This is a genomic window from Mycoplasma sp. NEAQ87857, assembly GCF_009792315.1.
Lineage (GTDB): Bacteria > Bacillota_I > Bacilli_A > Mycoplasmatales > Metamycoplasmataceae > Mycoplasmopsis.
The window spans coordinates 787,197-813,898 of the sequence record NZ_CP045542.1 but is presented as its reverse complement, the minus strand read 5'-3'; the positions used below and the strand labels follow the sequence as shown (position 1 = coordinate 813,898).

The 26,702-nt window shown below is 27.5% G+C and carries 12 protein-coding genes and 2 rRNA genes; 5 read left to right on the top strand and 9 right to left on the bottom strand.

Translation table 4 applies throughout. The features are described 5' to 3' along the window. Nucleotides 1-4: 4 nt before the first annotated feature. Both GE118_RS02905 and GE118_RS02900 read right to left on the bottom strand, forming a co-directional pair. On the bottom strand, nucleotides 5-1,006 hold the full coding sequence (locus GE118_RS02905; RefSeq protein ID WP_158763943.1) for a heat-inducible transcriptional repressor HrcA: 1,002 nt from the start codon (nucleotides 1,004-1,006) through the stop codon (nucleotides 5-7). Nucleotides 1,007-1,146: 140 nt separating this feature from the next. Beyond that, nucleotides 1,147-3,108: a PD-(D/E)XK nuclease family protein gene (locus GE118_RS02900; RefSeq protein ID WP_158763942.1), complete on the bottom strand. Its 1,962-nt coding sequence runs from the start codon at nucleotides 3,106-3,108 to the stop codon at nucleotides 1,147-1,149. Between the two features lie 281 nt (nucleotides 3,109-3,389). On the opposite strand from GE118_RS02900, the gene lepA reads away from it, so the two are divergent. The 4 genes from lepA (at nucleotide 3,390) to GE118_RS02880 (ending at nucleotide 9,267) form a co-directional block, all read left to right on the top strand. Next, entirely contained in the window at nucleotides 3,390-5,198 is a 1,809-nt protein-coding gene (gene lepA, locus GE118_RS02895; protein WP_158763941.1) for a translation elongation factor 4, read from the top strand. Between the two features lie 200 nt (nucleotides 5,199-5,398). After that, on the top strand, nucleotides 5,399-7,057 hold the full coding sequence (locus GE118_RS02890; RefSeq protein WP_158763940.1) for an IS1634 family transposase: 1,659 nt from the start codon (nucleotides 5,399-5,401) through the stop codon (nucleotides 7,055-7,057). Nucleotides 7,058-7,316: 259 nt separating this feature from the next. Next, nucleotides 7,317-8,975, top strand: a complete 1,659-nt coding sequence (locus tag GE118_RS02885) for an IS1634 family transposase (protein WP_158763939.1) — start codon at nucleotides 7,317-7,319, stop codon at nucleotides 8,973-8,975. A gap of 73 nt (nucleotides 8,976-9,048) precedes the next feature. Beyond that, entirely contained in the window at nucleotides 9,049-9,267 is a 219-nt protein-coding gene (locus GE118_RS02880) for a hypothetical protein (RefSeq protein WP_158763938.1), read from the top strand. A gap of 51 nt (nucleotides 9,268-9,318) precedes the next feature. Here GE118_RS02880 and GE118_RS02875 read toward each other — a convergent pair whose 3' ends face one another. From GE118_RS02875 to GE118_RS02850, 6 genes are all read right to left on the bottom strand, one after another. Beyond that, the gene (locus GE118_RS02875; RefSeq protein WP_158763937.1) at nucleotides 9,319-11,955 is read right to left on the bottom strand and encodes a transglutaminase domain-containing protein; all 2,637 of its coding nucleotides are present in this window, start codon (nucleotides 11,953-11,955) and stop codon (nucleotides 9,319-9,321) included. Next, entirely contained in the window at nucleotides 11,939-13,975 is a 2,037-nt protein-coding gene (locus GE118_RS02870; protein WP_158763936.1) for a hypothetical protein, read from the bottom strand. Before GE118_RS02870 ends, GE118_RS02875 begins: the two co-directional genes overlap by 17 nt. Before the next feature lie 192 nt (nucleotides 13,976-14,167). Continuing rightward, on the bottom strand, nucleotides 14,168-17,767 hold the full coding sequence (locus GE118_RS02865; protein ID WP_158763935.1) for a transglutaminase domain-containing protein: 3,600 nt from the start codon (nucleotides 17,765-17,767) through the stop codon (nucleotides 14,168-14,170). A 254-nt stretch (nucleotides 17,768-18,021) separates the two neighbouring features. Next, the gene (locus GE118_RS02860; RefSeq protein ID WP_158763934.1) at nucleotides 18,022-19,275 is read right to left on the bottom strand and encodes a DNA cytosine methyltransferase; all 1,254 of its coding nucleotides are present in this window, start codon (nucleotides 19,273-19,275) and stop codon (nucleotides 18,022-18,024) included. A gap of 166 nt (nucleotides 19,276-19,441) precedes the next feature. Next, a 23S ribosomal RNA gene (locus GE118_RS02855) occupies nucleotides 19,442-22,327 on the bottom strand. 300 nt (nucleotides 22,328-22,627) lie between these two features. Then, a 16S ribosomal RNA gene (locus GE118_RS02850) occupies nucleotides 22,628-24,132 on the bottom strand. The 16S and 23S rRNA genes sit together here, the layout of an rRNA operon. Before the next feature lie 274 nt (nucleotides 24,133-24,406). Between GE118_RS02850 and GE118_RS02845 the strand changes: the two genes are divergently transcribed. Further along, nucleotides 24,407-24,859 carry a GAF domain-containing protein gene (locus GE118_RS02845; protein ID WP_158763933.1) on the top strand — a complete coding sequence of 151 codons (453 nt, stop codon included), beginning with the start codon at nucleotides 24,407-24,409 and terminating at the stop codon, nucleotides 24,857-24,859. Nucleotides 24,860-24,926: 67 nt separating this feature from the next. Here the strand turns inward: GE118_RS02845 and GE118_RS02840 are convergent, their stop codons facing one another. Then, nucleotides 24,927-26,621 (bottom strand): hypothetical protein, encoded by a 1,695-nt coding sequence (locus tag GE118_RS02840; RefSeq protein WP_158763932.1) that lies wholly within the window; start codon nucleotides 26,619-26,621, stop codon nucleotides 24,927-24,929. Nucleotides 26,622-26,702 lie beyond the last annotated feature (81 nt).

Below are 26,702 nucleotides of genomic sequence, written 5' to 3'. Positions count from 1 at the left end.
CTCCTTATTTTCTTTTGTTAGTTAAAAATTCCTCTAATAATTTCAAAGCTGAACGCATATCATCAAAATTACATGTGTTAGATCCAATGATTGAAATTTCATTAATGTGATCATTAGTTTCAATTCTTTTTGATATATAAGCACCTGAATCATTAACTAAGACTTTTGTATTTTGTTCATTATCCAATTCAATTTCAATTCTTTCTCACACAGAATGATTTTCTATTAAATCAATAATTTTACTTAAATTAATTCGATTAATTTTATTACTTAAAATAATGTTATTTTTTCCATAAATATTATTTTGTAAAACGTTTTTATCATGAATGTTAAAAACGTTTTTAACAAATGATTCAATAATAATTTGATAATTTGTAACTGCTTGAGCTAATACATCCTTTAATAATAAAGTAGCTTCTTTAAGTTCATTAATTGGTACATTAATTAATTTTTCTTTAAAAATTCTTACTGCGATTCTTAAATCATTAATTGATATCTCGTTAGGATCAAATTCAATCATTCTTGAAAAAACTCTACCATTTGAAATAACTAAAACAGTTGTAGCAGAATTATCACTTAAAGGAACTATGTCAATACTTTTTAATAAATGAGTCTTATCAAACTCGCTAGTAACTAAAGTTAATCCAGTCATTTCTGAAATAACTTCTGCAGCTTGTTCTACTGTGTTACTAATTTGCTCTCTTTTTTCTATAAAAACTTGATTTAATTTTTCTCTTAAATCTTCTTCATAAGACTTACTTAAATATTTAGCATAATAATCCAATCCTTGAATTGTTGGAATTCTTCCACTTGATGAATGAGCTTTTTCTAAATAACCTAGTTTTTCTAAATCATTCATTAAATACCTAATTTTAGCACTTGAAAAATTAATTTCAGGGAACTCTTTTATCAAATGAGAACTACTTACAGGTTGATTATTCTCAATATAAAGCAATACTGTATATTTTAGTATTGGTTCATATTTATCATTCAATTTATTACTCATATGTATTAAATTATAACACTAAAAATTATCTTTTTAGCAAATAAATAATATAACTGCTAAAAAATACTAATAGCTTATTTTTGATAAATTAAAAGCAAACACAATACATCTGTGTTTGCTTAATTATTTTTTAATTAAACTTATTTAATTTCAATTTTATTTAACACTGTTTGATGAATTAGCTTATTTAATATTTTTTCTCTAGTTGTTTTAGAGCAATTAATTTGATATTTATGTTGAGTTTTAATATTAATTAAGATTAAATTATATTCATTATAATCATGATAACTTGAATATTTAGTTTCTAAAATATATTTATATAAAATTAATTGAACCATTTCTTTAACAAGTGATTTCTCACTTGTTGTTTTAAATTCATAAATAATTTTATTATGATGGTCTATTGCATCAATTCTTCCATTAATATAAATATCACCATAAATTTGATGTACGTGCTTTAATTTAATTTTCTTTTCTATTTCGACATTAGTTTCATTAGTACCTAATAACTTGATCATAAAATTATCAATTGATTTAGCTAATTGATCATCTATTTTGGATTTTATGGTTAAATCTTTGCTAAATTTAATTTGACTTAATTTATCATTAGTTCTATAAGGATCATTAACTCAATTAAATAAATTAATCAAATAAATTAAAAATTCAGTGCTATCTTGCTTGGTATAGTTAATAAACTGTATATGTTTAGATATAAGATTGTGATTAATATATTGATATTTATTTAAACCATTTATAACATTATTAACAAATGAAGAATCATAATTAGATATGTGTTTATATCAATAACTATAAGTTACATAAGACCCTAATAATTGATGATTGCATTTATTTGGAAAAATAATATTAGTTTCTAATTTTATTTTAGTTATTTTAATATCATCAAATATTTTTAAAAATTTCACTTCTTGGTCATAATAATCTTTATCTGATATCACATCTAATAAACTAGTTATATTATGTTTTTTAGATTGTCATAAGCTTATTATTTGTCTAGTTTGCAATGAATTAAAACCTAAAGATTGATCAATAAAAATATTTTGATCATCAATGTAATCAAATAAATTCATTTGATTAAAATAAATAGATTTTTGTTCAAACAACGATAACATTACCACTTGTTTTGAAACATAAAATAATTGCATTAAATCAGCTATGGAATTAGAATTGAAAAAATAATTATCAAAAGGAAAAATAATCAATGCATTAATATCTTTATCACCAGCTTTATAAATATATTTATTTTCAAACACTCTTAAAGGCATTGATAATTTGTTTGCAAGTTGTTTTATAAGATAATCTTTTTTAGATGTTAGTATCTTGACATTTTGATTGTTTTGCATTCATTTAATAATGATTTTTAAAATAGCTTCTTTAGGATCTTTTGATTTATTAGTTTTAATTGTTATAGGTATTTCTTTTAAAAGTAATCTTTTAATAAAACTTTTGATTTTTTGAGCAAAACTTAGTTCTATTTTATTCAACTTATTCTTTGGTTTTAAAACATTATTATTAACTAAATAAAAAAATATATTGTTATTTCTTTGATTTAATATCCAATTTATTTCTTTTGGATGAATCATTTTTTGATCATTATTTATTGATAAATAACAAATATCTTTTTTAGAGATATTTTGAATGCTTTTTACATTATCATTCATTATTAAATAATGACCTTTTTTATGGTTTAAGCTACATATGTAATCAAAAAACAATATAAAATGATCTGTTTTCTTGTCAACAGATCGATCAAAATAAATAATAAAATCATAATCAATAACCTTCTTAGGTATGATTTTTTGTTGATAAGCTTTAATTAAATTTACTTCATTACTTTCTAATCCAAAAGTCCATTTTAAAAAATTATAAAACTGATTACAAGCAACATTACTTTTATCCATTTCTCTAATGATTTGATATTGCTCTTTTTTCAAATCCGCTTTTTTATATAAAACTAATATTCTTTTATTTGGATTTTGTTTAATTATTTCTAAAACAATTGATAAATTACCTATTTCATTAACTCCATAAATATAAATATTTTGTTTTTGTATCAATTTCGCTATATCAAAATTATTAACCATATTAAATATTTTAATAAAAAATAAGATATTAAAGATATTTATATTATTTAGATATCAAGTATATATTTAAAATATCATTAATTTGATCGCTATTTAGTTTTGAATTAAGATGTTTTATTTAAAGGTTAATATTTGTTTAACCACTTATATAAGTGATTCATATTACTAATATTCTAAAGCTTTATATAAGGTTAAAGATTTATGTGTATTTTTATTCTATTAATGTAATATTTATATTAATAAGATATAAAACATGTATTCATTTAATATATAATTAATTCATGAATAAAGACAAAATTAAAAATTTTTCAATTATTGCTCATATCGATCATGGTAAAAGCACCTTATCTGATCGTATTTTAGAATATACCAATACAGTAGCAAATAGAGATTTAAAAGCTCAATTTCTTGATTCAATGGAACTTGAACAAGAAAGAGGAATCACAATTAAATTAAATGCAGTACAAATTAAATATAAAGATTATACTTTTCATTTAATTGATACTCCTGGACATGTTGATTTTACTTATGAAGTTTCAAGATCTCTTGCTGCTTCTGAAGGAGCATTATTAATTGTTGATGCAACTCAAGGTATAGAAGCTCAAACATTAGCTAATGTTTATTTAGCTTTAGAGAATAATTTAGAAATCATTCCTGTAATTAATAAAATTGATTTACCTAGTGCTGATGTAGAAGGGGTAAAAAGAGAAATAGAAGAAGTTATTGGTATCCCTACTGATAATGCTATTTTAGTTTCTGCAAAAACTGGACAAGGGGTAGATCAATTATTAGAAGCTATAGTTAAATATATCCCTTCACCTAAAGATGCTGATGATGATAAACCATTAAAAGCTTTAATTTTTGATAGTTACTTTGATCCTTATCGTGGTGTAGTTATGCTAGTTAGAATTTTTGAAGGAAAATTAAAAACTGGTGATAAATTCATCTTTATGTCAAGAAATAAAGAAGAGCAAGATTATCACGTTATAGATCTAGGGGTTAGAAATCCTTATGAAACTAAAAAAGATTTTTTAGAAGCTGGAGAAGTTGGATGAGTTTCAGCAGCTATTAGAGATGCTAAAGAAGTTAATGTTGGAGATACTATTACTTTAGCTAAAAAACCAACAGATAAAGCACTTCCTGGATATAAAAAAATGAAACCAGTAGTATTTACCGGATTTTATCCTATTGATACTAGAGATTATTCACTATTAAAAGAAAGCTTAGAAAAAATTTCACTTAGTGATTCATCAATCACTTGAGAGCAAGAAACTTCTAAAGCTTTAGGATTTGGATTTAGAGTTGGATTTTTAGGCTTATTACATATGGAAATCCTTCAAGAAAGATTAGATAGAGAATATAAAGTTGGAATCATAGCAACTGCACCTTCAGTTGAATATAAAGTATTTATGACCAAAGGTGAAATAGAAATGATTTCTAACCCTTCATTATTACCTGATCGTACCTTTATTGATCACATTGAAGAACCTTACATTGAAGCAAGTATTTTTATTCCTAATGAATATATTGGAAACGTAATGGAACTTTGCCAAAATAAAAGAGGGATTTATAAATCACTTGATGCTTTAGATGAAAAACGTTCAAATGTAGTTTATGAATTACCGCTTGCAGAAACCATTTTTGATTTCTTTGATCGTTTAAAATCAACCACTAAAGGTTATGCTTCATTTGAATATGAATGAATTGGATATAGAAATAGCGATTTAGTTAAAGTTGATATTTTACTTAATGGAGATAAAGTTGATGCTTTTTCAATTATTACCCATAGAGATAAAGCTTATGAAGCATCAAGAGAATTATGTAAAAAACTTAAAGATGCTATTCCGAGACAAAACTTTGAAGTACCTGTTCAAGCAACAATTGGTGGGAAAATTATTGCTAGAGAAACCATTAAAGCTTATAGAAAAGACGTTACTGCTAAGCTTTATGGAGGAGATGTAACTAGAAGACAAAAACTTCTTAAAAAACAAAAAGAAGGTAAAAAACGGATGAAAAAACTAGGGAGCATCGAAGTTCCTCAAGAAGCATTTTTATCAATTTTAAAAACCAATATCGATAATAAAAAATAAAAATATGAGTACTATGTACTCATATTTTTTTGTTTAAGTTTAATTTGTTTTATTTAATAACATCATTTCGTTAGAATTTAATCCTGTGTTTCCAAGTTTTGACCAATTTTTTAACACTTTTCCATACTTACTATACTACGTATAGTAAAAAAATTATTTTTTCCACATAATTACATTGTAATTATGGTATAATTAGGAGTATGAAAAAAGAAAAGTGAATTATTGTTAGAAGTAAAAGAAAAGACACATACTACATCACAGCTGCTATCTCAAATGGTCATGCTAGAGGTTACAAGCGAAGTATTGGTTTGGGGAATTTAGAAAAATTAGAAAAATCTACAAAAGACCCAATTAATCTCTTAAAAGAAGCTTGTGTTAATTGAGATCCTGAATGACCTAAAGATAAAATTTTGCAAGAAGTAAATAGAGTTCTTAAAAATTCAGTTGTTGAATCAAAAGTTGTTAATTATGGTCATCAAATTTTATTTAACACAATCGATGACTTGGATATTTTTGATAAAACTAAAGAAACAAGATCAAAAGAATTGATAAAAATATTGAAATTTATAATTTCAACACGTATCTTAAAACAACAAAGTCTTATTAAAACTTTTGAAAGTATTCCTGATTATGAAATAGAATTTGATTCAAAAAAGACTACATTTTACAACTCTTTAGATTATCTTTCAGATAATAAAACAACTATTTTAAAAAACATCAATAATTCATTAATTTCTAAAAACTTAAGATCTGTTGATGTTATGTGATTTGATTCATCAACTGTATATTTTGAAACTTTTACAAGTTTAGGTCTTAAACATCCTGGATATTCAAAAGATGGAAAATTCAAAGAAGATCAAATTGTAGTAGGTTTAATCACTGATGAAAATGGTATTCCAATCCATTACAAATTATTTAAAGGCAATACAGCTGACCCAAACACTTTCATTCCATTTATCAACGAAATCAAGAAAATTTACAACCTTAGAATGGTTACAATAATTGCTGATAGAGGAATGAGTACCAATAAAAACATTAGATTCCTAGAACAGAATAATATAGATTTCATAATCTCTTACAGATTAAAAATCGCTACTAAAAGAACTAAATTATTCGCTCAAGATCCTGAAGGATATGTAGATTTAGATAATTTTAAATTCAAAGAAGAAACTTATGAATCACTTTGACAGAAAAAACGTCCAAACGGAAGAACTAGACGTAGAATAATAACTTATAGTGAAAAACGTGCTAAAAAAGATAAACAAGATAGACAAATTCTTATTGATAATTTCAATAAAAAAGCTAAAAATGGTATTGTTGCTCAAGCTGATTTACTTGCTGGTAAAAAATACAAATTCTTTAAAGAAATTGAAAATGGTAAAACAACTTCTTATAAGTTAGATTATGAAAAAATCGAAAGAGATAAAAAGTTTGATGGTTTATATGCTTATGAAACATCAAGACACGATCTTACAGTTCAAGATGTTGTTGATTTATATGCAAAACAATGACAAGTTGAAGAAAACTTCAGAACTTTAAAAAACGCTTTAAGAATTAGACCTGTGTATGTGCGAAGTGATAAACACATTGAAGGATATTTCCTTTTATGCTTTATATCATTGGTTCTTATGAGATGTTTACTAACTTTAGTAAATAAAAACTTAGAACCTGTATTAGGTGTTAAAAACGAAAGATTTACCAACACAAGATTAATAAAAGCAATTTTAAGTGCTAATAAATATGTTGAAGTGATAAATTCAAAAATTATCACTGAAAAATTAATAGAAAATAAAGATAATATGAAACATTTAAATGATTTTGCTATTATCAAAAAGATATTAGAAACTCAAAAACCGTAAATTACAATGTAAATTTTTGAAAAAGTTAAAAACAGAGCAATAAAATGCTCTTTTTATCGTTTTTTGTTAAAACTTGGAAACTCAGGTAAAAAATAAAAATATGAGTACTATGTACTCATATTTTTTTGTTTAAGTTTAATTCCTGTGTTTCCAAGTTTTGACCAATTTTTTAACACTTTTCCATACTTACTATACTACGTATAGTAAAAAAATTATTTTTTCCACATAATTACATTGTAATTATGGTATAATTAGGAGTATGAAAAAAGAAAAGTGGATTATTGTTAGAAGTAAAAGAAAAGACACATACTACATCACAGCAGCTATCTCAAATGGTCATGCTAGAGGTTACAAGCGAAGTATTGGTTTAGGTAATTTAGAAAAATTAGAAAAATCTACAAAAGACCCAATTAATCTCTTAAAAGAAGCTTGTGTTAATTGAGATCCTGAATGACCTAAAGATAAAATTTTGCAAGAAGTAAATAAAGTTCTTAAAAATTCAGTTGTTGAATCAAAAGTTGTTAATTATGGTCATCAAGTTTTATTTAACACAATTGATGACTTGGATATTTTTGAGAAGACAAAAGAAACAAGATCAAAAGAATTAATAAAAATATTGAAATTTATAATTTCAACACGTATCCTAAAACAACAAAGTCTTATTAAAACTTTTGAAAGTATTCCTGATTATGAAATTGAATTTGATTCAAAAAAGACTACATTTTACAACTCTTTAGATTATCTTTCAGATAATAAAACAACTATTTTAAAAAACATCAATAATTCATTAATTTCTAAAAACCTAAGATCTGTTGATGTTATGTGATTTGATTCATCAACTGTATATTTTGAAACTTTTACAAGTTTAGGTCTTAAACACCCTGGATATTCAAAAGATGGAAAATTCAAAGAAGATCAAATTGTAGTGGGTTTAATCACTGATGAAAATGGTATTCCAATCCATTACAAATTATTTAAAGGCAATACAGCTGACCCAAATACTTTCATTCCATTTATCAACGAAATCAAGAAAATTTACAACCTTAGAATGGTTACAATAATTGCTGATAGAGGAATGAGTACCAATAAAAACATTAGATTCCTAGAACAAAATAATATTGATTTTATAATCTCTTACAGATTAAAAATCGCTACTAAAAGAACTAAATTATTCGCTCAAGATCCTGAAGGATATGTTGATTTAGATAATTTTAAATTTAAAGAAGAAACTTATGAATCGCTATGACAGAAAAAACGTCCAAACGGAAGAACTAGACGTAGAATAATAACTTATAGTGAAAAACGTGCTAAAAAAGATAAACAAGATAGACAAATTCTTATTGATAATTTCAATAAAAAAGCTAAAAATGGTATTGTTGCTCAAGCTGATTTGCTTGCTGGTAAAAAATACAAATTCTTTAAAGAAATTGAAAATGGTAAAACAACTTCATACAAGTTAGATTATGAAAAAATCGAGAGAGATAAAAAGTTTGATGGTTTATATGCTTACGAAACATCAAGACACGATCTTACAGTTCAAGATGTTGTTGATTTATATGCAAAACAATGACAAGTTGAAGAAAACTTTAGAACATTAAAAAACGCTTTAAGAATCAGACCTGTGTATGTGCGAAGTGACAAACACATTGAAGGATATTTCCTTTTATGCTTTATATCATTAGTTCTTATGAGATATTTACTAACTTTAGTAAATAAAAACCTAGAACCTGTATTAGGTGTTAAAAATGAAAGATTTACCAACACAAGATTAATAAAAGCAATTTTAAGTGCTAATAAATATGTTGAAGTAGTAAATTCAAAAATTATCACTGAAAAATTAATAGAAAATAAAGATAATATGCAACATTTAAATGATTTTGCTATTATCAAAAAGATATTAGAAACTCAAAAACCATAAATTACAATGTAAATTTTTGAAAAAGTTAAAAAAAGAGCAATAAAATGCTCTTTTTATTGTTTTTTGTTAAAACTTGGAAACTCAGGAAGATGATGTAATATTAGATGATTTAGTTTTACATTTTGATAAAAATGGAAAACTAAAATATAACTCAAAATTATATACACCTAATGAATTATGTAAGAAGATATATAATAAACCCACTAATGCTTGAACCACATTAAAAATCAATGATAAATATATTGATTTTTATCGCTTAAAATATCGTGATTCAGTAGCTAAAGACCAATAATACTTGATTCTAAAATCGACAGATATCTGTCGATTTTTTATTGATTTAAGCTTAATTAACCTCTAAATATTGACCATCTTTTAAGTCTTTAGCTTGATTTAATAATTTAGCTAAATTAGCTATTCCATCAAGCTTTGGAGCATTAGAATAATAACCATTATAGATTGCATAAATATTGTTTAACATATAAAATGCTTGATCTTGATTTCCTTTAAAATAATCTAAATAATTAGTATTTTTTGGTCAAAAGACCATAATGACAAATTGTTTAGATCGTCTTCAATTAAATACTGGTTGAATTTGACCAATATTTGAAGTAATTCCTCAAGTTGGATCAAAAGTAATTCAAGTTGCTAAATCTTTTGATCAAAATTGCATTCAAGCGTGATCAATTCCAATGCTTTTAAAGTTATTTCATTTACTTGCAGGAGTAGTAGCATAACCATCTACTACTCTAGCAACTATTCCAACTTGAGACATTAAAATTGCAGCTAATGCAGCATAATTACCACAAACTCCTGCTAAGCGTTTAAAGACATATTCATTACTTACTTGGTAATTTGAAAAAGAGCCAAAGTAAGTGTATCTGACATTTTGAGATACTCATTGAGAAATAGCTGCAGCTTTTTGATAATCTGTAGCTAATCCTTTAGTTATTTCATTAGCTACTTGTTGCATTAGTTGATTAATATCATTATAATCTTTAGCATAACCATTAGTTTGCAATTTACCATAAATTTCATTAGTTACCATTAAACCATTTTGAATTTTTCAACCATAATCAAATGAATGATTAAAGTTTTGATTATTAATTGAACTTAATTGTCCATTGTTAATTGCTATTTGATAACTATTATGCTTGTTATTAATTGGTTGGAGCTTAATATGATTATTACCTTGGGTTGCTGTAATTGATTGATGATTAGATTCTAAAGTAATATTAATATAACTAGCATTAGTATAATTAATATTTGCTAATTGTTGATTAATTTGACTAATACTCATAGAAGCATTAATTTCTGAACTTGAAATTACTTGATGATTACTATTTAAAAACTCAATTTTTAAAGCTTGATTTTGCTCATTGATTAAACCTAATTGATCAGGTATATTATCATTATACTTATTGTGTATAGTATTAAATGAAGCAGGAATATCTACTGTAGTTGCAAATAAATTTTTAGCAAAATCATTAAATGCAAGCTTAATTTTATATTCTTTAGAACCATTTGATCATTTAATATAGAAATTACTATCTCTAAAATTATTTGCTACTATGTGAGTAGTAATAGGTTTTTGATTTTCTAATTTAACTACTATATCATTAACTATTTTATAATCATAATTAGCTACAGCAATAGTTAAACTAAATTTACCTAAATTATCACTTGTGGTTGTATATTCTTGATTTTTATAATTAACTACTACTTTTGAATTAGCTTTAGTAGTTCCTTTAATGATAATTTTATTATCATTAATTACTATTGGTTGTATGTTATACAACTCTTTATAAGGTCTTAATCCATATTTAGTAATAATAAAACTAATAGTTCCTTGAGTTTGATAACTATTACTTAGATTGAGATTATAAAGTTGATTAAGATTGCTAATATTATTTAGATCACTAAAGTTAGATGAGACTAATAAATTAATATCACCTAAATCTAAATTATCAAAACTAATAATATCTCCTATTTGATAATTAATTGTCTTAGAATCATCAAAAAATTCACTATCATTAGTTAAATCATTGATATATGTATAACTATTTTTAGTAGGTGAATAAATACTGAATTTAGTAAAATGATTTTTATTTTTTAATTTATAACTATAAGGATGATAATTAATTGTTTGATTTTGTTTATTAAAAGTTAAAATTCCAATATTATTTTTTCTATGTTTAAATAAGATACTATTAGTTGATACATCATAACTATCATAAGCAATATTAGGATTATAGAATCTTAGTGCTTGATAGTTATTTTGATCATAAGCTCTAAGTTCTCTATTGTTTCAAGCATTAGGATCACTATTAACTTTCTTAGTTGCTAAATCTGATACTTCTGGAAGATAAGATTGAATCGTTCAAGCATCATTTTGAGTGTTAAAATTATAAACTTGATTGTTTTGAATAATACTTTTAACACCATTAATAATAGTTGAATAATTATTATTAGTATTAAATGCAGCATTAATTCTATCTTTAGCTCAAATAGTATTTGAAGGTAAATAAATTTTAGTATTTAATGCAAAAGGATTGTTACTAAAAGCATTATTACCTAAAACCTTAAGGTTTTTAGGTAATATAATCGAACTTAATTGGTTATTCGCAAAAGCAAAATCACCTATTTGACTAATAGTATCACTAAAAACTACACTATTAAGATTAGCATTTAAAAATACTGCATTAGCAATCTTATTAACTTTATATTCAATATTATCTTTACTTACAAAAGCAGGTATTATAATATTTTTTTGATTATTAATATTATTAAACTTAGTTATAGTGGCTGTATGATTAGTATTATCAAATAAATATTCATAAACTTGAACTTGATTATTAGGATCTGGAGTTTTTACTGGTGATTGAATTGTATTAGGTGTTTTACTACAAGCAATAGTTAAACCACCAATAGAAATACAAGTAGATAATGTAGCTAATAGTATTTTTTTATTCTTGAACTTCATTTTCTCACCCTTCTTTTAAGGTTAATCCATCAGTAAAATCAACCATAAATGGTTTAGAATAACTACTTATAAGATGGTTATTTCATTTAGTTGAAACTTTAGCTACATAATAATATAAAGTATGTCCTTTAATTTCTTTAGCTGTAATATTTAGTGTAGAACTATTAGCTTGATTAATTAATTCCATTTTAGATTCATCATTTAGATCATTTTTATTAGTAGTTCTATATCATTGAATCTTAAAATCATCTACTGCATTATTACTTAAATAAGGTTTAATATTTAAACTCAATTCTTGATTTGGTAACAATGGAATAATTTGATCATTGTGAGATTGATCAATCACAATAATTGGTTTGATCAAATTCTCTTTTGAACCATAAAAAGGAATTTGATCATAAATAGTAGAACTAAAAGTTAAATCACGAAACTTCTTATGAACAAAAACTCAATTACTTATTGGTACTACGTTTAAAGCTTTATTATAATATTGATCTTCTGCTTTAAAAATTAAATTAGCTTGATTAAAATCACTATTTGGTTTAAAAATAGCAAAACCTATAGCATTATTTGATGCTTCATAACTTTTAAATATATGATAAGGAGCTATATTATTCAATTTAATAATAGTACTTCCATCACCTAAAACACTATAGATTAAATTAGTTTGATGTTTAGTGTTTTTAATATTAAATGGTAGAACAAATTTAATTTTGCTATCTTTAGGAATTTTAATTATTTTAGTTGGTTTTTTACTTGAACCAAAAACTCCTATAGTCCCTTGATCGTCATTAACTTTAGCTATTGCAATTAAATACCCACTATCATCAATATCAAATTCTCAATTATTTAATTCTGGTAAATTTAAAACTTTAATGCTACCTACTCCATTAAGTAAATAAGCATTAAATAAACCTAAATTATTATTAGCTCAAATTTGATATAAAGCTAATAAATTAGCTTTATTTTCTACTCAGTGTTTAAATTCTTTAGTCGCTTTAGTTAAATCTAAAGTTGGTAATTTAGTTTCAAAAACTAAATTATTAGACACTAAAGGATTAATATTTCATCTTCCTTGAACATTAACATTTAATCTAAAAGTTCTAATTTGTCCTTTTTGATAGTTAAATTGATAATCTTGATCATTTGAAACACTAGTTCAAATTCCATTAATTAATTCATATCAAGTATATTTAAGTTCTTTAGTATCAATGTTCGTTACTAAAGAACTACTAAGGTTTACTTTAGTATCTTGATCTAAGTAAGATATTCCTAAAATATTACTTTTTGCATCATTAAAAGCAATGTTAAGATTATTAAAAATAATCTTTTTACTAATAGTAAAACTATTAGATGCCGCAACTAGATGATTATTAGTATAAATTTCTAATTTATATTGATCTTTATGATTGATATCTAAATTAGTAAAATTTGATAATACTAATTCTTTTGTATTAGCTACTATTTTTGTTTCTTGATCATTTTCTTTAATTCATTTATAACTAACATTTGAATGATTATTACCATCATAACTTAATTTCACAGTAGAATCATTTTCTACTGTGATTAAATTTGCATTAATAGTTGCATCAGTTAAATTAATATCTAATTGAGCACTAGCAACTTGAGCAACATTAATATTAATAGGGTTAGTTGTAATAGTGTTGCTATTTTCATTAATAACTAACCGATATTGATTATTAGAATAGTTGTTTATATTTAAAATTAACTTATTTTTTGTAGCATTAACTACATTAATCCATTGGTTATTAATGTACATTTGTCATTGATAATTTTGATTTTCTTGTGTTTTGGTATATTCAATAGTAACTTGATCATTTAAATTAAAAGTATGATTTAAATTTACCTCTTGATTATTAACTGTTATTTTGTATTCTTGAATGGTTTTATTAAGATTGTTATTTGATGCATTATACTTATTACTAGTGTTGCTACAAGCAATTAAACTAATAGTAGGTAAAATGCAAGCTGTTAAAAAATATAATTTATATTTTTTCATTTTCGTCCTTAATTTAAAAATAATTTATATATAACTAAAATAGCTATATATAAAAATTATATTATTTTGACTAAGCAAAGAAATCTAAATCTCAAAATTTAAAAATGTTATTAAAAAGCAGTTAGAATAATCTAACTGCTTTTTTGTTATATATATTTTATTATTAAGTTTAAATAAAATTACCAATATATCTTATCCTAAATAATTCTTTGGTCTTTTTCAATTTAATGCAGAATCATAATCATTGTCAATAGGGTCATTTTTATGTAATTCCTCATATTCTTCATTTTCTTTGTTAGATATTATTTCTGGTATAAAAGGTAATTCTTTATTAAAATCTATATTAGTTCAACTAGGTCCATTAGCATATATACTTCTAGGTAAATATGGATATTCATATTCATCGGGATTTGAATAATTAGTAATGGTTAAAATATAACTATCTATTGTTAATTTATAATTAGCAATAGTGTAATCATCATTTCTTTCAAAAATCATTCTATTAGGATTCATTTCATAAGTAGGAAATCCTTTATATGCTGGATCTATTTTGCCAACTCTACTATAATTATCACTATTTTTATACAATTCTTCACTAAAATCACTATTAGTAAGGTCTATAACCTTTCATCTTCCATCTAAAAATACTTCATTTCAAGCATGAGCTCCGTCTATCATTCCTTTTTTAGAAACTCCACCCATAATACGTACTGGGATATTTAATAAAGTTAATGCCATAGATAAGTTTTTACTATAACCCACACATTTAAGACTTCTAATATTTTCATCAAATAATATGGTAGGATTAGAAGGTCTTTTACCGTTTGCAAAAAAGCTACCAAATTTAAAACTTAATGAACTATCGTTAGAATAATAATAACTATTTGCACAAATATAAAACATTACAGCTTTTACTTTTTGTTCATCTGTTCAATTTTTATCAATTATCTTAGGTAATACTTCTTTTCATTTTTTATATCATTCGTTGAATTCTTTTATAGGGTTATATCATAATAATGGATTGTCTGTGACTCATTTATTGTATTCATCAGCAGTTTTCATTTTATTTATAATCTCAGATTTTAAATGTTCACCAGCTGGATTATAAGAACCAGATGAAGCAAAGTAATTTGGTTGAGTAAATAGTAAGTTAGCTAATATATTTTCATCATATTCAACAATAATAGATTTATTTTCATTTAATCTATATTTAGAATCAATATCAACATATTTGACATATTTTTTATAATCACTTTCATTTCAATAGACTCATTGAGAAAATGGGAAATAGTCATAGTATTCTCTTGATATAGCACCAGATCAAGCAGCTTCTTTAGTTAAAATATCACCATAAGAAAATCTAATATCTTTATTTAAAGTATTAAAGTAATCTTTATTATTTAATATGAAATCTTTATAATAACTTTCAAAGTATTTATCTCGAATTTTTCCACCATGATAATCTCTAAATAAATCAAACTCATTTGGTTCATTATAAAAATCTCCACCTTCTTCAAAAATGAAGTTGGTTCTATCTTTTAAATATTTAGCAATTGAAGGGTTAGAAACTTCATATTTTTTATAATCATTTAAAGCAATAACATCATTATCATTTATTTCTCCAATACTATTATTCATATCAATAACCATTGATTTGACTTCTGGAGAAGTATAATATTTAATTCAACTTGTTAGATATTCAAAATTAAAATAAGTACTTTTGTAACTATCATCATAATCACTACTTTTATAAAAATCATACCGTGCATTGTCTTCTTCAGGTCCAATTATGGTTTTATTTAGGTCGTAATCAAAATAAAATCAATGTGAATTGAAATATTTTTCCTTCATAGGCCTTCTAGGTTCTGAACCCCTTAATCATATTCCGTGATTCTTAAAAATTTTAGAAATCTCTTCAAAAACTTTAGGAAAAAGCATTTCTACTTCTTCTAATGAATAAATATAATTATCATCTTTATCATTAAGATAAGATTTTGCATCACCTAAATCTATGTAATTATATTCTTTATATTTATCATTTGAAGCACTATGATAACTATCAGATCAACATTTAAAAATCTTTTTAACCAACTTTATAAAGAAATCAATTCTTTTATTAATTTGTCAAAATAGTTCACCATTTTGATTAAAATAATCTTTAATTTTGTTTAGTTCAAAGATATAGTATTCTCATTTAACTCTTTGTTCTAATGGTAACCCGACATTCATTAATCTTGTTTTTTCTCCATTTACCGATACATCATAAGGAGTTAAATCTATCCCATAATCAAAATCAGGATTATTTAGTTTTATTTCTTTAAATTCTTGTCAATGCGCTTCATCTAAATATCCATTTTCTTTTTGAATCAGTCTTTTAACTTTTGAAAGCTTATCTGAGTATGTTTCACTATTAAGTTGTTTTAATTCATTTATATATTGATTAATGTCTGTATCTAATGTAAGGTCTTTATTTTTGAATTGGAATATTTTGGCTCTAATTATATTTTGATTATATTTTGTAGCTTCAAAATTCGAAACAAGATTATCAAATTGATCTTGCTTAATAAGTAATTGGTTATATTTGGTTATTCAATTATTAATATCATCTATTTTTGATACAACTTCACTTTTATTATCATAGACATTTACACTTCATTCATTATTTTTAAAGGCATTACTTTCGTTTATGTTAGTAATTTTTGAAAAATCTAATTGACGATATTCATTAATTTTTCACGCTAAATCATTCATTAATTTATTTAATTCGCTTTTTTCTTTTTCTTTTTGGATTTCAATTTTTAATTCTTCTAATTCAACTTTAACTCTATCAATATTATAAGCTTTTAGATTTTTTCTAATTAACGCTTTTAATCTAACAATTTCAGCATTATAAGGTTCTGCAGGATCTTCATTTAATAAGTTAAATTCTCTTTCTAACTGTGCTTTTATTTGTTTATTATTTAAAACAAGTTCTTCAATCTTATTAATTTGCTCTTCAATTCCATCTAAGTCATTATTATCAAGTTTTTTAATAACTTCTTGATATAAATTATTAAATTTTTGATAGATGACTTTATCGCTTGCAATAATATTATTAATCTTGTTTTGATATTGCTCTTTTTTATTAATTTTTGATTCTAATGTTTGTTTTAATTCATTAAGTTTAATAGTAGCTTGATCAAGATTATTAACATTTAAATCGTTTGAGACTTCATTGTAAATTTTATAAATTTCAGGTTTATTAAATCATTCTTGATAACTAGAAGTTAAAAGTTTAAATTCTTTAGTTAATTTGTTTTTTGATTCATTATAGCTTACAACTACCTTTTCTAATTCATTAAATTGTTTTTCTACATTGTTTAGATTGTTGTGTTCTAATTGATTATTAATCTTAATATACATTTGTTTTACATTAGGTTTAGATAATCATTTAGTTATACGATCATTATTAATTTTGTTAGAATACTTTTGTTTTTGATCAATTAATTTATCTATCTTTGATTGTAATTGATCTAATTTAATAGATGCAGTATTAACATCACCTTCATTTAAAGAATTTAATACTAAATCTTGCATATTTTTAAATTCTGGAATATGTAATAAATCATCATATCTTGAAGCAATCTCTTTAATATTGTTTTGTAATTGCTGTTTTTTATTATTTTTAACTACAAAAATAGTAGTTGGAATAACCACTGCTGATGTAGTTAATGTTGCTATTAATGGAATTCAAAACTTTTTGGATTTAAATAATAGAATTTTATTTTTAATATTATGATTAGTATCAGACATTTTCACCTCTAAATTGCTTTATATTATTAAAATTTTAATATATATATATATATATTCAGTTGCTGTATGAGTAATTCATAATATTAATTAAAATCATTGTAAAAAAATATTTTTTTCTATATATTGAACATAAAACTAATGCATTTGAAACTAACTCTATTGCATTGTTTTTTGTTATTTCGACCTATAAAAGTTAATTTTTAAGATCAACACCTATTTAAAAACCAAATCAAACAGATACTAAAAGAAGCAGATTAATCTGCTTCTTTTTTAAAATACATATCTCATTTCTCACTAAGAGTTTTAGCTATATGATAAGCTAAAACACAAGGTACAGCATTTCCTATGATTTTATATGCTGCACTAGCACTTACTGCTATATTATTTTGAGTTTTAGGTAATATAAATTGATAATCATCAGGAAAGGTTTGTAATCTTGCACATTCTCTTATTGTTAATCTTCTTTGTTCCATTCCTGCATTAATTTCATCAATATTCTTACCACCATTTTCTATACTTAATCTTCGAAATTCTATATTACCATGATGTTCTGATCTAATTGTTGGAGAAATTCCATCTAATTTAACTTCTATATTACCTTGTCCTTTAGTTAATTTAGCTTTGGAATATTTCTTTTGTGTTTCATCACTTGTATCATTCGGTTCTTTTAACCCTTTTAAACAAGTTCTTACATCTACAAATGGCAGTAAATTTTCCCCTACAACATTATAATTATGTGTTGCTATTGGATAAGGATCATATTTTGGATCAATTTCTTTTTTATTAAGTTCAATTAAGGCTTTATCAGTCAAACTAGATCTTTTAAACCCATAAAATATAATTCTTTCTCTTGATTGTGCTACGCCATAATTAGCTGCTTGTAATATTCTTGCAGGCACTACTAAATACCCTCCATCTGTAGCGTTTGCAAAATCTTGCTCTATTATCTTTTGAGCATCACTTAAAGATATTAATCCCTTAACATTTTCAGCAATAAACACTTTAGGTTTAACAATACTTATAACTTCTTTCATCCAAGTATAAAGTTGTCCTCGATTTTCATATTTTAAAGAATCATCATCTAACATTTCACCATTATGGCTTTTAGTTGATTTAAAACCTTGTCTTTTTCCCGCTACTGAAAAATCTTGACAAGGAAAACCACCTGTTACTATATCAATATCATTTGGAAAAACGTTGTTATTGTTTTTATGTTGTTTAACTAAATTAACAATACTTTCTAAATGATAAATCTCATTAGCGTTTTTTATTCTAGGTTCAAAGAAAGAAACTCAAGCTGCTTTTGCATATTTTCTAATATCGTTTGCAAAAACTGTTTTAAAACCAGTAGGTTTTAATTTAACTCATTGCTCTTTTTCTTCTTTTATTCAATCATTATGAATTTTAGTATTAATTGATTCTTTAAGACAATAAAAATCTCCTTCAAACCCAATATCCATTCCACCACAACCACTAAATAATGATAAAACCCTCTTTTGATGACTCATTTATTTCTCCTTTAACACTTATTGCTTTTGATTTCTTTATTGTACATTTTTCAGCTTAATATTAGTTAAAAAACACAATAAAAAAATCCCAATTAAGGGATTTTTTATGTTCTTTCAAAACTGAATAGTAAATAATAATTCATTAAAATGTCTAATATACATCTTAACTTTTAAACCTATCAATTTATTAGTAGTGGTCAGCTAAATGTATTGCTACACGTACACTTCCACCCTATCAACCTCATAGTCTATAAGGAATTTCAAGGGAATACTTATCTCTAAGGAGGCTTCCCACTTAGATGCTTTCAGCGGTTATCCTTTCCGTACTTAGCTACCCAGCTATGCTTTTGGCAAAACAACTGGAACACCAGGGGTACGTCCACTCCGGTCCTCTCGTACTAAGAGCAGCTCTCATCAATATTCCAACGCCCACATCAGATAGGGACCGAACTGTCTCACGACGTTCTGAACCCAGCTCGCGTACCGCTTTAATTGGCGAACAGCCAAACCCTTGGAACCAACTCCAGCTCCAGGATGCGATGAGCCGACATCGAGGTGCCAAACCTTGCCGTCGATGTGATCTCTTGGGCAAGATAAGCCTGTTATCCCCAGGGTAACTTTTATCCGTTGAGCGACTACCGTTCCATAACGTATAGCCGGATCACTAAGTCCTGCTTTCGCACCTGCTCGACTTGTAGGTCTCGCAGTCAAGCACACTTCTACCTTTGCGCTCTACATACGGTTTCTGACCGTATTGAGTGTACCTTTGAACGCCTCCGTTACCTTTTAGGAGGCGACCGCCCCAGTCAAACTACCCACCACGCACTGTCCCCCTACTGGATAACAGTAGCAGGTTAGAAACTCAACATACCAAGGGTGGTATTTCAAGGACGACTCCTTTAAGGCTAGCGCCTTAATCTCATAGTCTCCCACCTATCCTACACATGTTAGGCCAAGTTCCAATACGAAGTTGTAGTAAAGCTCCATGGGGTCTTTTCGTCTTGATGCGGGTACCCGGCGTTTTCACCGGGACCATAATTTCACCGAGTCCAATGTTGAGACAGTTGAGAGATCATTGCGCCTTTCGTGCAGGTCAGTATTTAGCCGACAAGGAATTTCGCTACCTTAGGACCGTTATAGTTACGGCCGCCGTTCATCCGGGCTTCACTTCAACGCTTCGCATAAGCTAACGCATCCGCTTAACCTTCGGACACTGGGCAGGCTTCACCCCCTATACATCACCTTGCGGTTTAGCAGAGAGCTGTGTTTTTGATAAACAGTTGCCCCTCACAATTTACTGTGGCCAACTTAATGTTGGCGCCCCTTCTCGCGAACTTACGGGGTCATTTTGCAGAGTTCCTTAACATTGGTTTTCTCGCGCGCCTTAGAATACTCATCTTGGGAACGTGTGTCCGTTCTCGGTACAGGTACCATTTACTTTATAACGTTTAGAAGCTTTTCTTGGAAGCATGAAATCACACAATTAAAACAAAAGTTCTATGCATCGTAGATTCCGGTTATAGAATGCGCATTTAACTACATTCACCAGTCGCTACTTACCCCTAAATCCAATAATAGGTAGTGCTATCCTTCTCCGTCACTCCATCACTTGTAAAAGGTAGTACAGGAATATTAACCTGTTATCCATCGAATACGCTTTTCAGCCTCTCCTTAGGTCCTGACTAACCCTGGGTGGACGAACCTTCCCCAGGAAACCTTTCCCAATAGGCGTTGAGGATTCTCACCTCAAATCGTTACTCATACCGGCATTCTCACTTCTAAGTGCTCCACTAGTCTTCACAGTCTAGCTTCACCGCACATAGAACGCTCCTCTAACGTACTTTCGTACCCGTGGCTTCGGTATTGTGTTTTACTCCCGTTACATTATTGGCGCAAGGTCTCTTGACTAGTGAGCTATTACGCACTCTTTAAAGGATGGCTGCTTCTAAGCCAACCTCCTAGTTGTTTATGAAACCTCACAACCTTTCTGACTTAACACAATTTTGGGACCTTAGCCGACGATCTGGGTTGTTGCCCTCGCGAGCCGGGACGTTAGCACCCCGGTTCCGACTGCATGATAATACACAATGGTATTCGGAGTTTGATTATAGTCAGTACCGCTAGGCGCGGCCATTCCATATTCAGTGCTCTACCACCAAAGTTTAACATCACACGCTAGCCCTAAAGCTATTTCGAGGAGAACCAGCTATCTCCAAGTTCGATTGGAATTTCTCCACTATTCACAAGTCATCCGGGCACTTTTCAGCGTACTACGGTTCGGTCCTCCACTTGGGGTTAGCCAAGCTTCAACCTGCTCATGAATAGATCACATGGTTTCGGGTATATATCAACATACTAAACGCCCTATTAAGACTCGATTTCTCTACGGCTCCGCTTTTTTCCACTTAACCTCGCATGTTAACATAACTCGCCGGTCCATACTGCAAGATGTACGCCATCACCCATTAACGGGCTCTGACTACTTGTAAGTAAGTAGTTTCAGATTCTATTTCACTCCCCTCCCGGGGTTCTTTTCACCTTTCCCTCACGGTACTAGTTCACTATCGGTGTCTGGTTAGTATTTAGCCTTACCGGATGGTCCCGGCAGATTCAGACAGGGTTTCACGTGCCCCGCCCTACTCAGGATACTACCAAAAGTCTTTACCATTTCGCATACGGGAGTATCACCCTCTATGCTTAAGTTTCCCAACTTATTCTGCTATGATAAAGATTTGTAACTTTATGTAGGTAGTCCTACAACCCCAACATAGTTGGTTTGGGCTCTTCCACGTTCGCTCGCCGCTACTGATGGAATCATTATTTATTTTCTCTTCCTGTTGCTACTAAGATGTTTCAGTTCACAACGTGTCTCGCAAATGGAACTATTTTATTCATTCCATAGCAACTAGACATTACTCTAGTTAGGTTTCCCCATTCGGAAATCCCCGCTTCGTAGCTTATATCCAGCTCCACGAGGCTTATCGCAGGTAATCACGTCCTTCATCGACTTCCAGACCCAAGGCATCCACTACTCACTCTTACTTATTTAAAAGTTGTTTTTTAATATTTACCTATTGTTGATGTATATTCAAAGACATTTCAATAAATTATTACATTGTAATAATTACTCGGTATCAAAACAAATTGACATATTAATATATAAATTTGTTGATGTCGTTGTAATATCTTTACTATTCAGTTTTCAAAGAACATAGAGAGAAAATTCTCTCAAAACTAGATATATCTATCGGACTATTATCAATAGTACATGACATTCTTGTAACATTTAAGCTGTTTTTATTAAAATAGTCTGGTTAAGGTTAATCGTTAAAACGATCATTGTACTCCGTAGAAAGGAGGTGATCCATCCCCACGTTCTCGTAGGGATACCTTGTTACGACTTCACCCCAGTCACCAGTCCTGCCTTAGGCAGTTGTCTCCGTAGTTAACAAAACCGACTTCGGGCATTACCAGCTCCCATGGTGTGACGGGCGGTGTGTACAAGACCCGAGAACGTATTCACCGTAGCGTAGCTGATCTACGATTACTAGCGATTCCGACTTCATGTAGTCGAGTTGCAGACTACAATCCGAACTGAGAATGGTTTTTTGAGATTTGCTCCACGTCGCCGTATTGCGTCTCTTTGTACCATCCATTGTAGCACGTGTGTTGCCCCACTCGTAAGAGGCATGATGATTTGACGTCGTCCCCACCTTCCTCCCAATTACTCGGGCAGTCTCCTTAGAACATTTAACTAAGGACAAGGGTTGCGCTCGTTGCAGGACTTAACCGAACATCTCACGACACGAGCTGACGACAACCATGCACCATCTGTCATTCCGTTAGCCTCCACTATATCTCTATAGCTTTGCGGAAGATGTCAAGAGTGGGTAAGGTTCTACGCGTATCTTCAAATTAAACCACATGCTCCACCGCTTGTGCGGATCCCCGTCAATTCCTTTAAGTTTCACTCTTGCGAGCATACTACTCAGGCGGATGATTTAATGCGTTAGCTGTGCCGATGGTTTCCATCAGCTAATCATCATCGTTTACGGCGTGGACTACCAGGGTATCTAATCCTGTTTGCTCCCCACGCTTTCGTCTCTCAGTGTCAATATGTGCCCAGTTAGCTGCCTTCGCCATGTTGGTGTTCTTCCTAATATCTACGCATTTCACCGCTTCACTAGGAATTCCGCTAACCTCTACACAATTCTAGTATGCCAGTATCCAACGCGATTTGGGGTTGAGCCCCAAGTTTTGACGCCAGACTTAACATACAACCTACAGACGCTTTACGCCCAATAATTCCGGATAACGCTTGCAACCTATGTATTACCGCGGCTGCTGGCACATAGTTAGCCGTTGCTTTCTGACAAGGTACCGTCAAGACAAAGGCATTTCCTCCTCTGTTTTTTCTTCCCTTATAACAGCAGTTTACAACCCGAAGGCCGTCTTCCTGCACGCTGTGTCGCTCCATCAGACTTTCGTCCATTGTGGAAAATTCCCTACTGCTGCCTCCCGTAGGAGTCTGGGCCGTATCTCAGTCCCAGTGTGGCGGATCAGTCTCTCAACCCCGCTAAACATCATCGCCTTGGTAAGCCATTACCTTACCAACTAGCTAATGTTCCGCACCCCGATCCTCTAGTGAAGCAAACGCTCCTTTTATATTAAAATCATGCGATTTTAATAAGTATCCGGCATTAGCGCTAATTTCTCAGCGTTATTCCAATCTAGAGGGCACGTTAAGTACGTGTTACTCACCCATTCGCCGCTAGGTTCAAAAGAACCTCGCTCGACATGCATGTATTAGGCACACAGCCAGCGTTCATCCTGAGCCAGGATCAAACTCTCGAAAAAATTGACTGTCATGTATTGTATATATCTAGTTTTCAAAGAACTTTCTTTAGCAAAATTGTTTGCTTAACTATTATAACACTAATATTAATTTTTACTAATGAAAAATGAATTTTTTTTATTAGCTTTTAGCTCTTAATATTTGCGTAATAGTATTTTACTATAAAGCAAATAATCTCAAACAAAAATATAAACAAAATTAAAAACATTATTTTTGTATATTTTTTTAGTTGTTTATTATGTTTTTAGTTTAATTATTTTTTATATAATTTAACCTATGAAAAAATACTATGAAGATTTAATTAATTATGATAGACAAATTTACACAGTTTTAGCTAACACAAGTGCTTTTATAAAACAAAATTACCAGAATTTAAATTGAGTTGGGTTTTATTTAACTGATAAAAAATTTCCTAATACTTTATTTTTAGCTTCATTTCAAGGGAAAGTAGCTTGTACAGAAATACCATTTCCTAAAGGAGTTTGTGGTTTAGCAGCTACCAAAAATGAAACTATTATATTCAATGATGTAAATGAGTATAAAGATCACATTGTTTGTGATAGTGATTCTAAAAGTGAAATGGTTATACCTGTAAATGTAAATAATCAATTATTTGCAGTATTAGATATTGATGCTCCAATATTAAATAGATTTGATCAACAAATTAAGGAAGAAATTCAAAATATAGTTAAAATCTTAGAAGCTAAAATTACACAACTATTAAATTAAAAATACACATCTATTTTTAGATGTGTATTTTTAATGAGTTTTATTACATAAAATTTGATATATCCTATTAGATAATAGTTTTATTTAATTCAATAATAAAATCAGTGATAAACTTATCATCAATACCAATAAGAGTAAATATTTCTTTTTGTTGCTCTGTTAAAGGATATTTTCAAAGGTATTTGTCTTCCATTTTTAAAACTTCAACTTTCGATAATTCAGTCATTATTGTATCAATTGTTGCTAAGGGATGATTGTTAAAAAACTCAAAACATTTATAGTTAATATAACTTTTGACAATAGCTGTAATAAAAGTTAAAAATATTTTAGATTCTAAAACATTTTGATTATAGTTGTTATTTTTATTTAAATCAAAATCATATTTTAATCCTTTAAACAATTTATTAATAATATCTTTCTTTTGATAAATTGATATTACTTTTTCTAAATCATAATTTTGATTAGATACTAAACTAAATAAACCACCATATTCTATAATTTCTTTAACTGTGTCTTTATTGTTTTGTATTGACATTATTTGATTTTTATCATTTGCTTCAAAATTTAAGTATTTTCTATAATTCTTGAATACATCATTAGTTAAATAAGTTTGTCTTTCTAGTTGCTTTTTAAAAATAGAACAAAGTTTAGAAAAACTTTCTTTTTGTATTGCTCTTTGTTTATCATTATAAAATAAATAAACATAATAATCTTTAGAACTATAATCAAATATTTTTTGATGAAGTTTCATTCCGTATAAAGTAAAATCATCTAATAAATAATCTACATTATCAATAATTAATTCCTTATTATTAAGAACAAGATTTTTTATGTCTTTATTGTAACCTTTAACCATTGCAATAAATTTTTTATCCATTTGATCAAGAAAATTAAGATCATTTGAGCAAAAGTCAGCTTTATCTAATAATAAACATATGTTATTAAATCTATATGCATCACATCTATTAATCACATTTTGATAATAGTTTTGATTTGTTTTTGCATTTGGGAATAATTCATAAAATATAGGCAAACCTGTTTGATTTTCTAATGCATAGGATAAATTTATCTCAAATAAATTATTGTTATCTTGAAGTTCAAGATGTTTAATAAATCTATTTTCTTTTATAAATGTATTTAAATTAATAGAATCTAAGGATAAAAGCAATTCAGGCGATTCATCAAATAAATACTTAACTTGCAATGCTCATGCATTTTGAAAAGCAAGTATTTCATCTTCAGTTATAGAGTTACTCAAAAAATTAAAAATCGTTGAATTTGAAGGAATAGAATTTAAGTTTGTGTAATTATGATAAGCTCATTTTTCGAATAATTCTAATGACATTTGTTGAGAATCTAAATAATATAAACTTATAGCTTTAATTAAATTAAATTTATCTTCAAATATTTCTCTTAATATAATATCTAATCCTAAATCATTGACAATTTTTTCAAAAGCCATTGCTAGACCAATTGATAATGAGGATGAAAATATTTTGTTATTAACAATATTGGTTTGATTCGGAAAATAAATAAAGAAATTATCATTCGGATTCATTAAATTTAAATCTTTATTAACTAATTTTCCAATACATTTTCTATCATAAATAATTGATTTATTTTTTCTTATTTCTTTTATACTCACATTTAAATAAACATAAGAATTATTATTTTTCTTTAAAAGAATAGTATTTTTAGGAACAGCTACTAACAAATCTTTCTTAAACATAATTACCTCATTTTTATTATGATACACTTTCATATTTTTATTATAAAACGTATGTAAATATAGCTATTTTATGAAAAATTATCACATATATTTTATAAATCTTTATACAGAAAC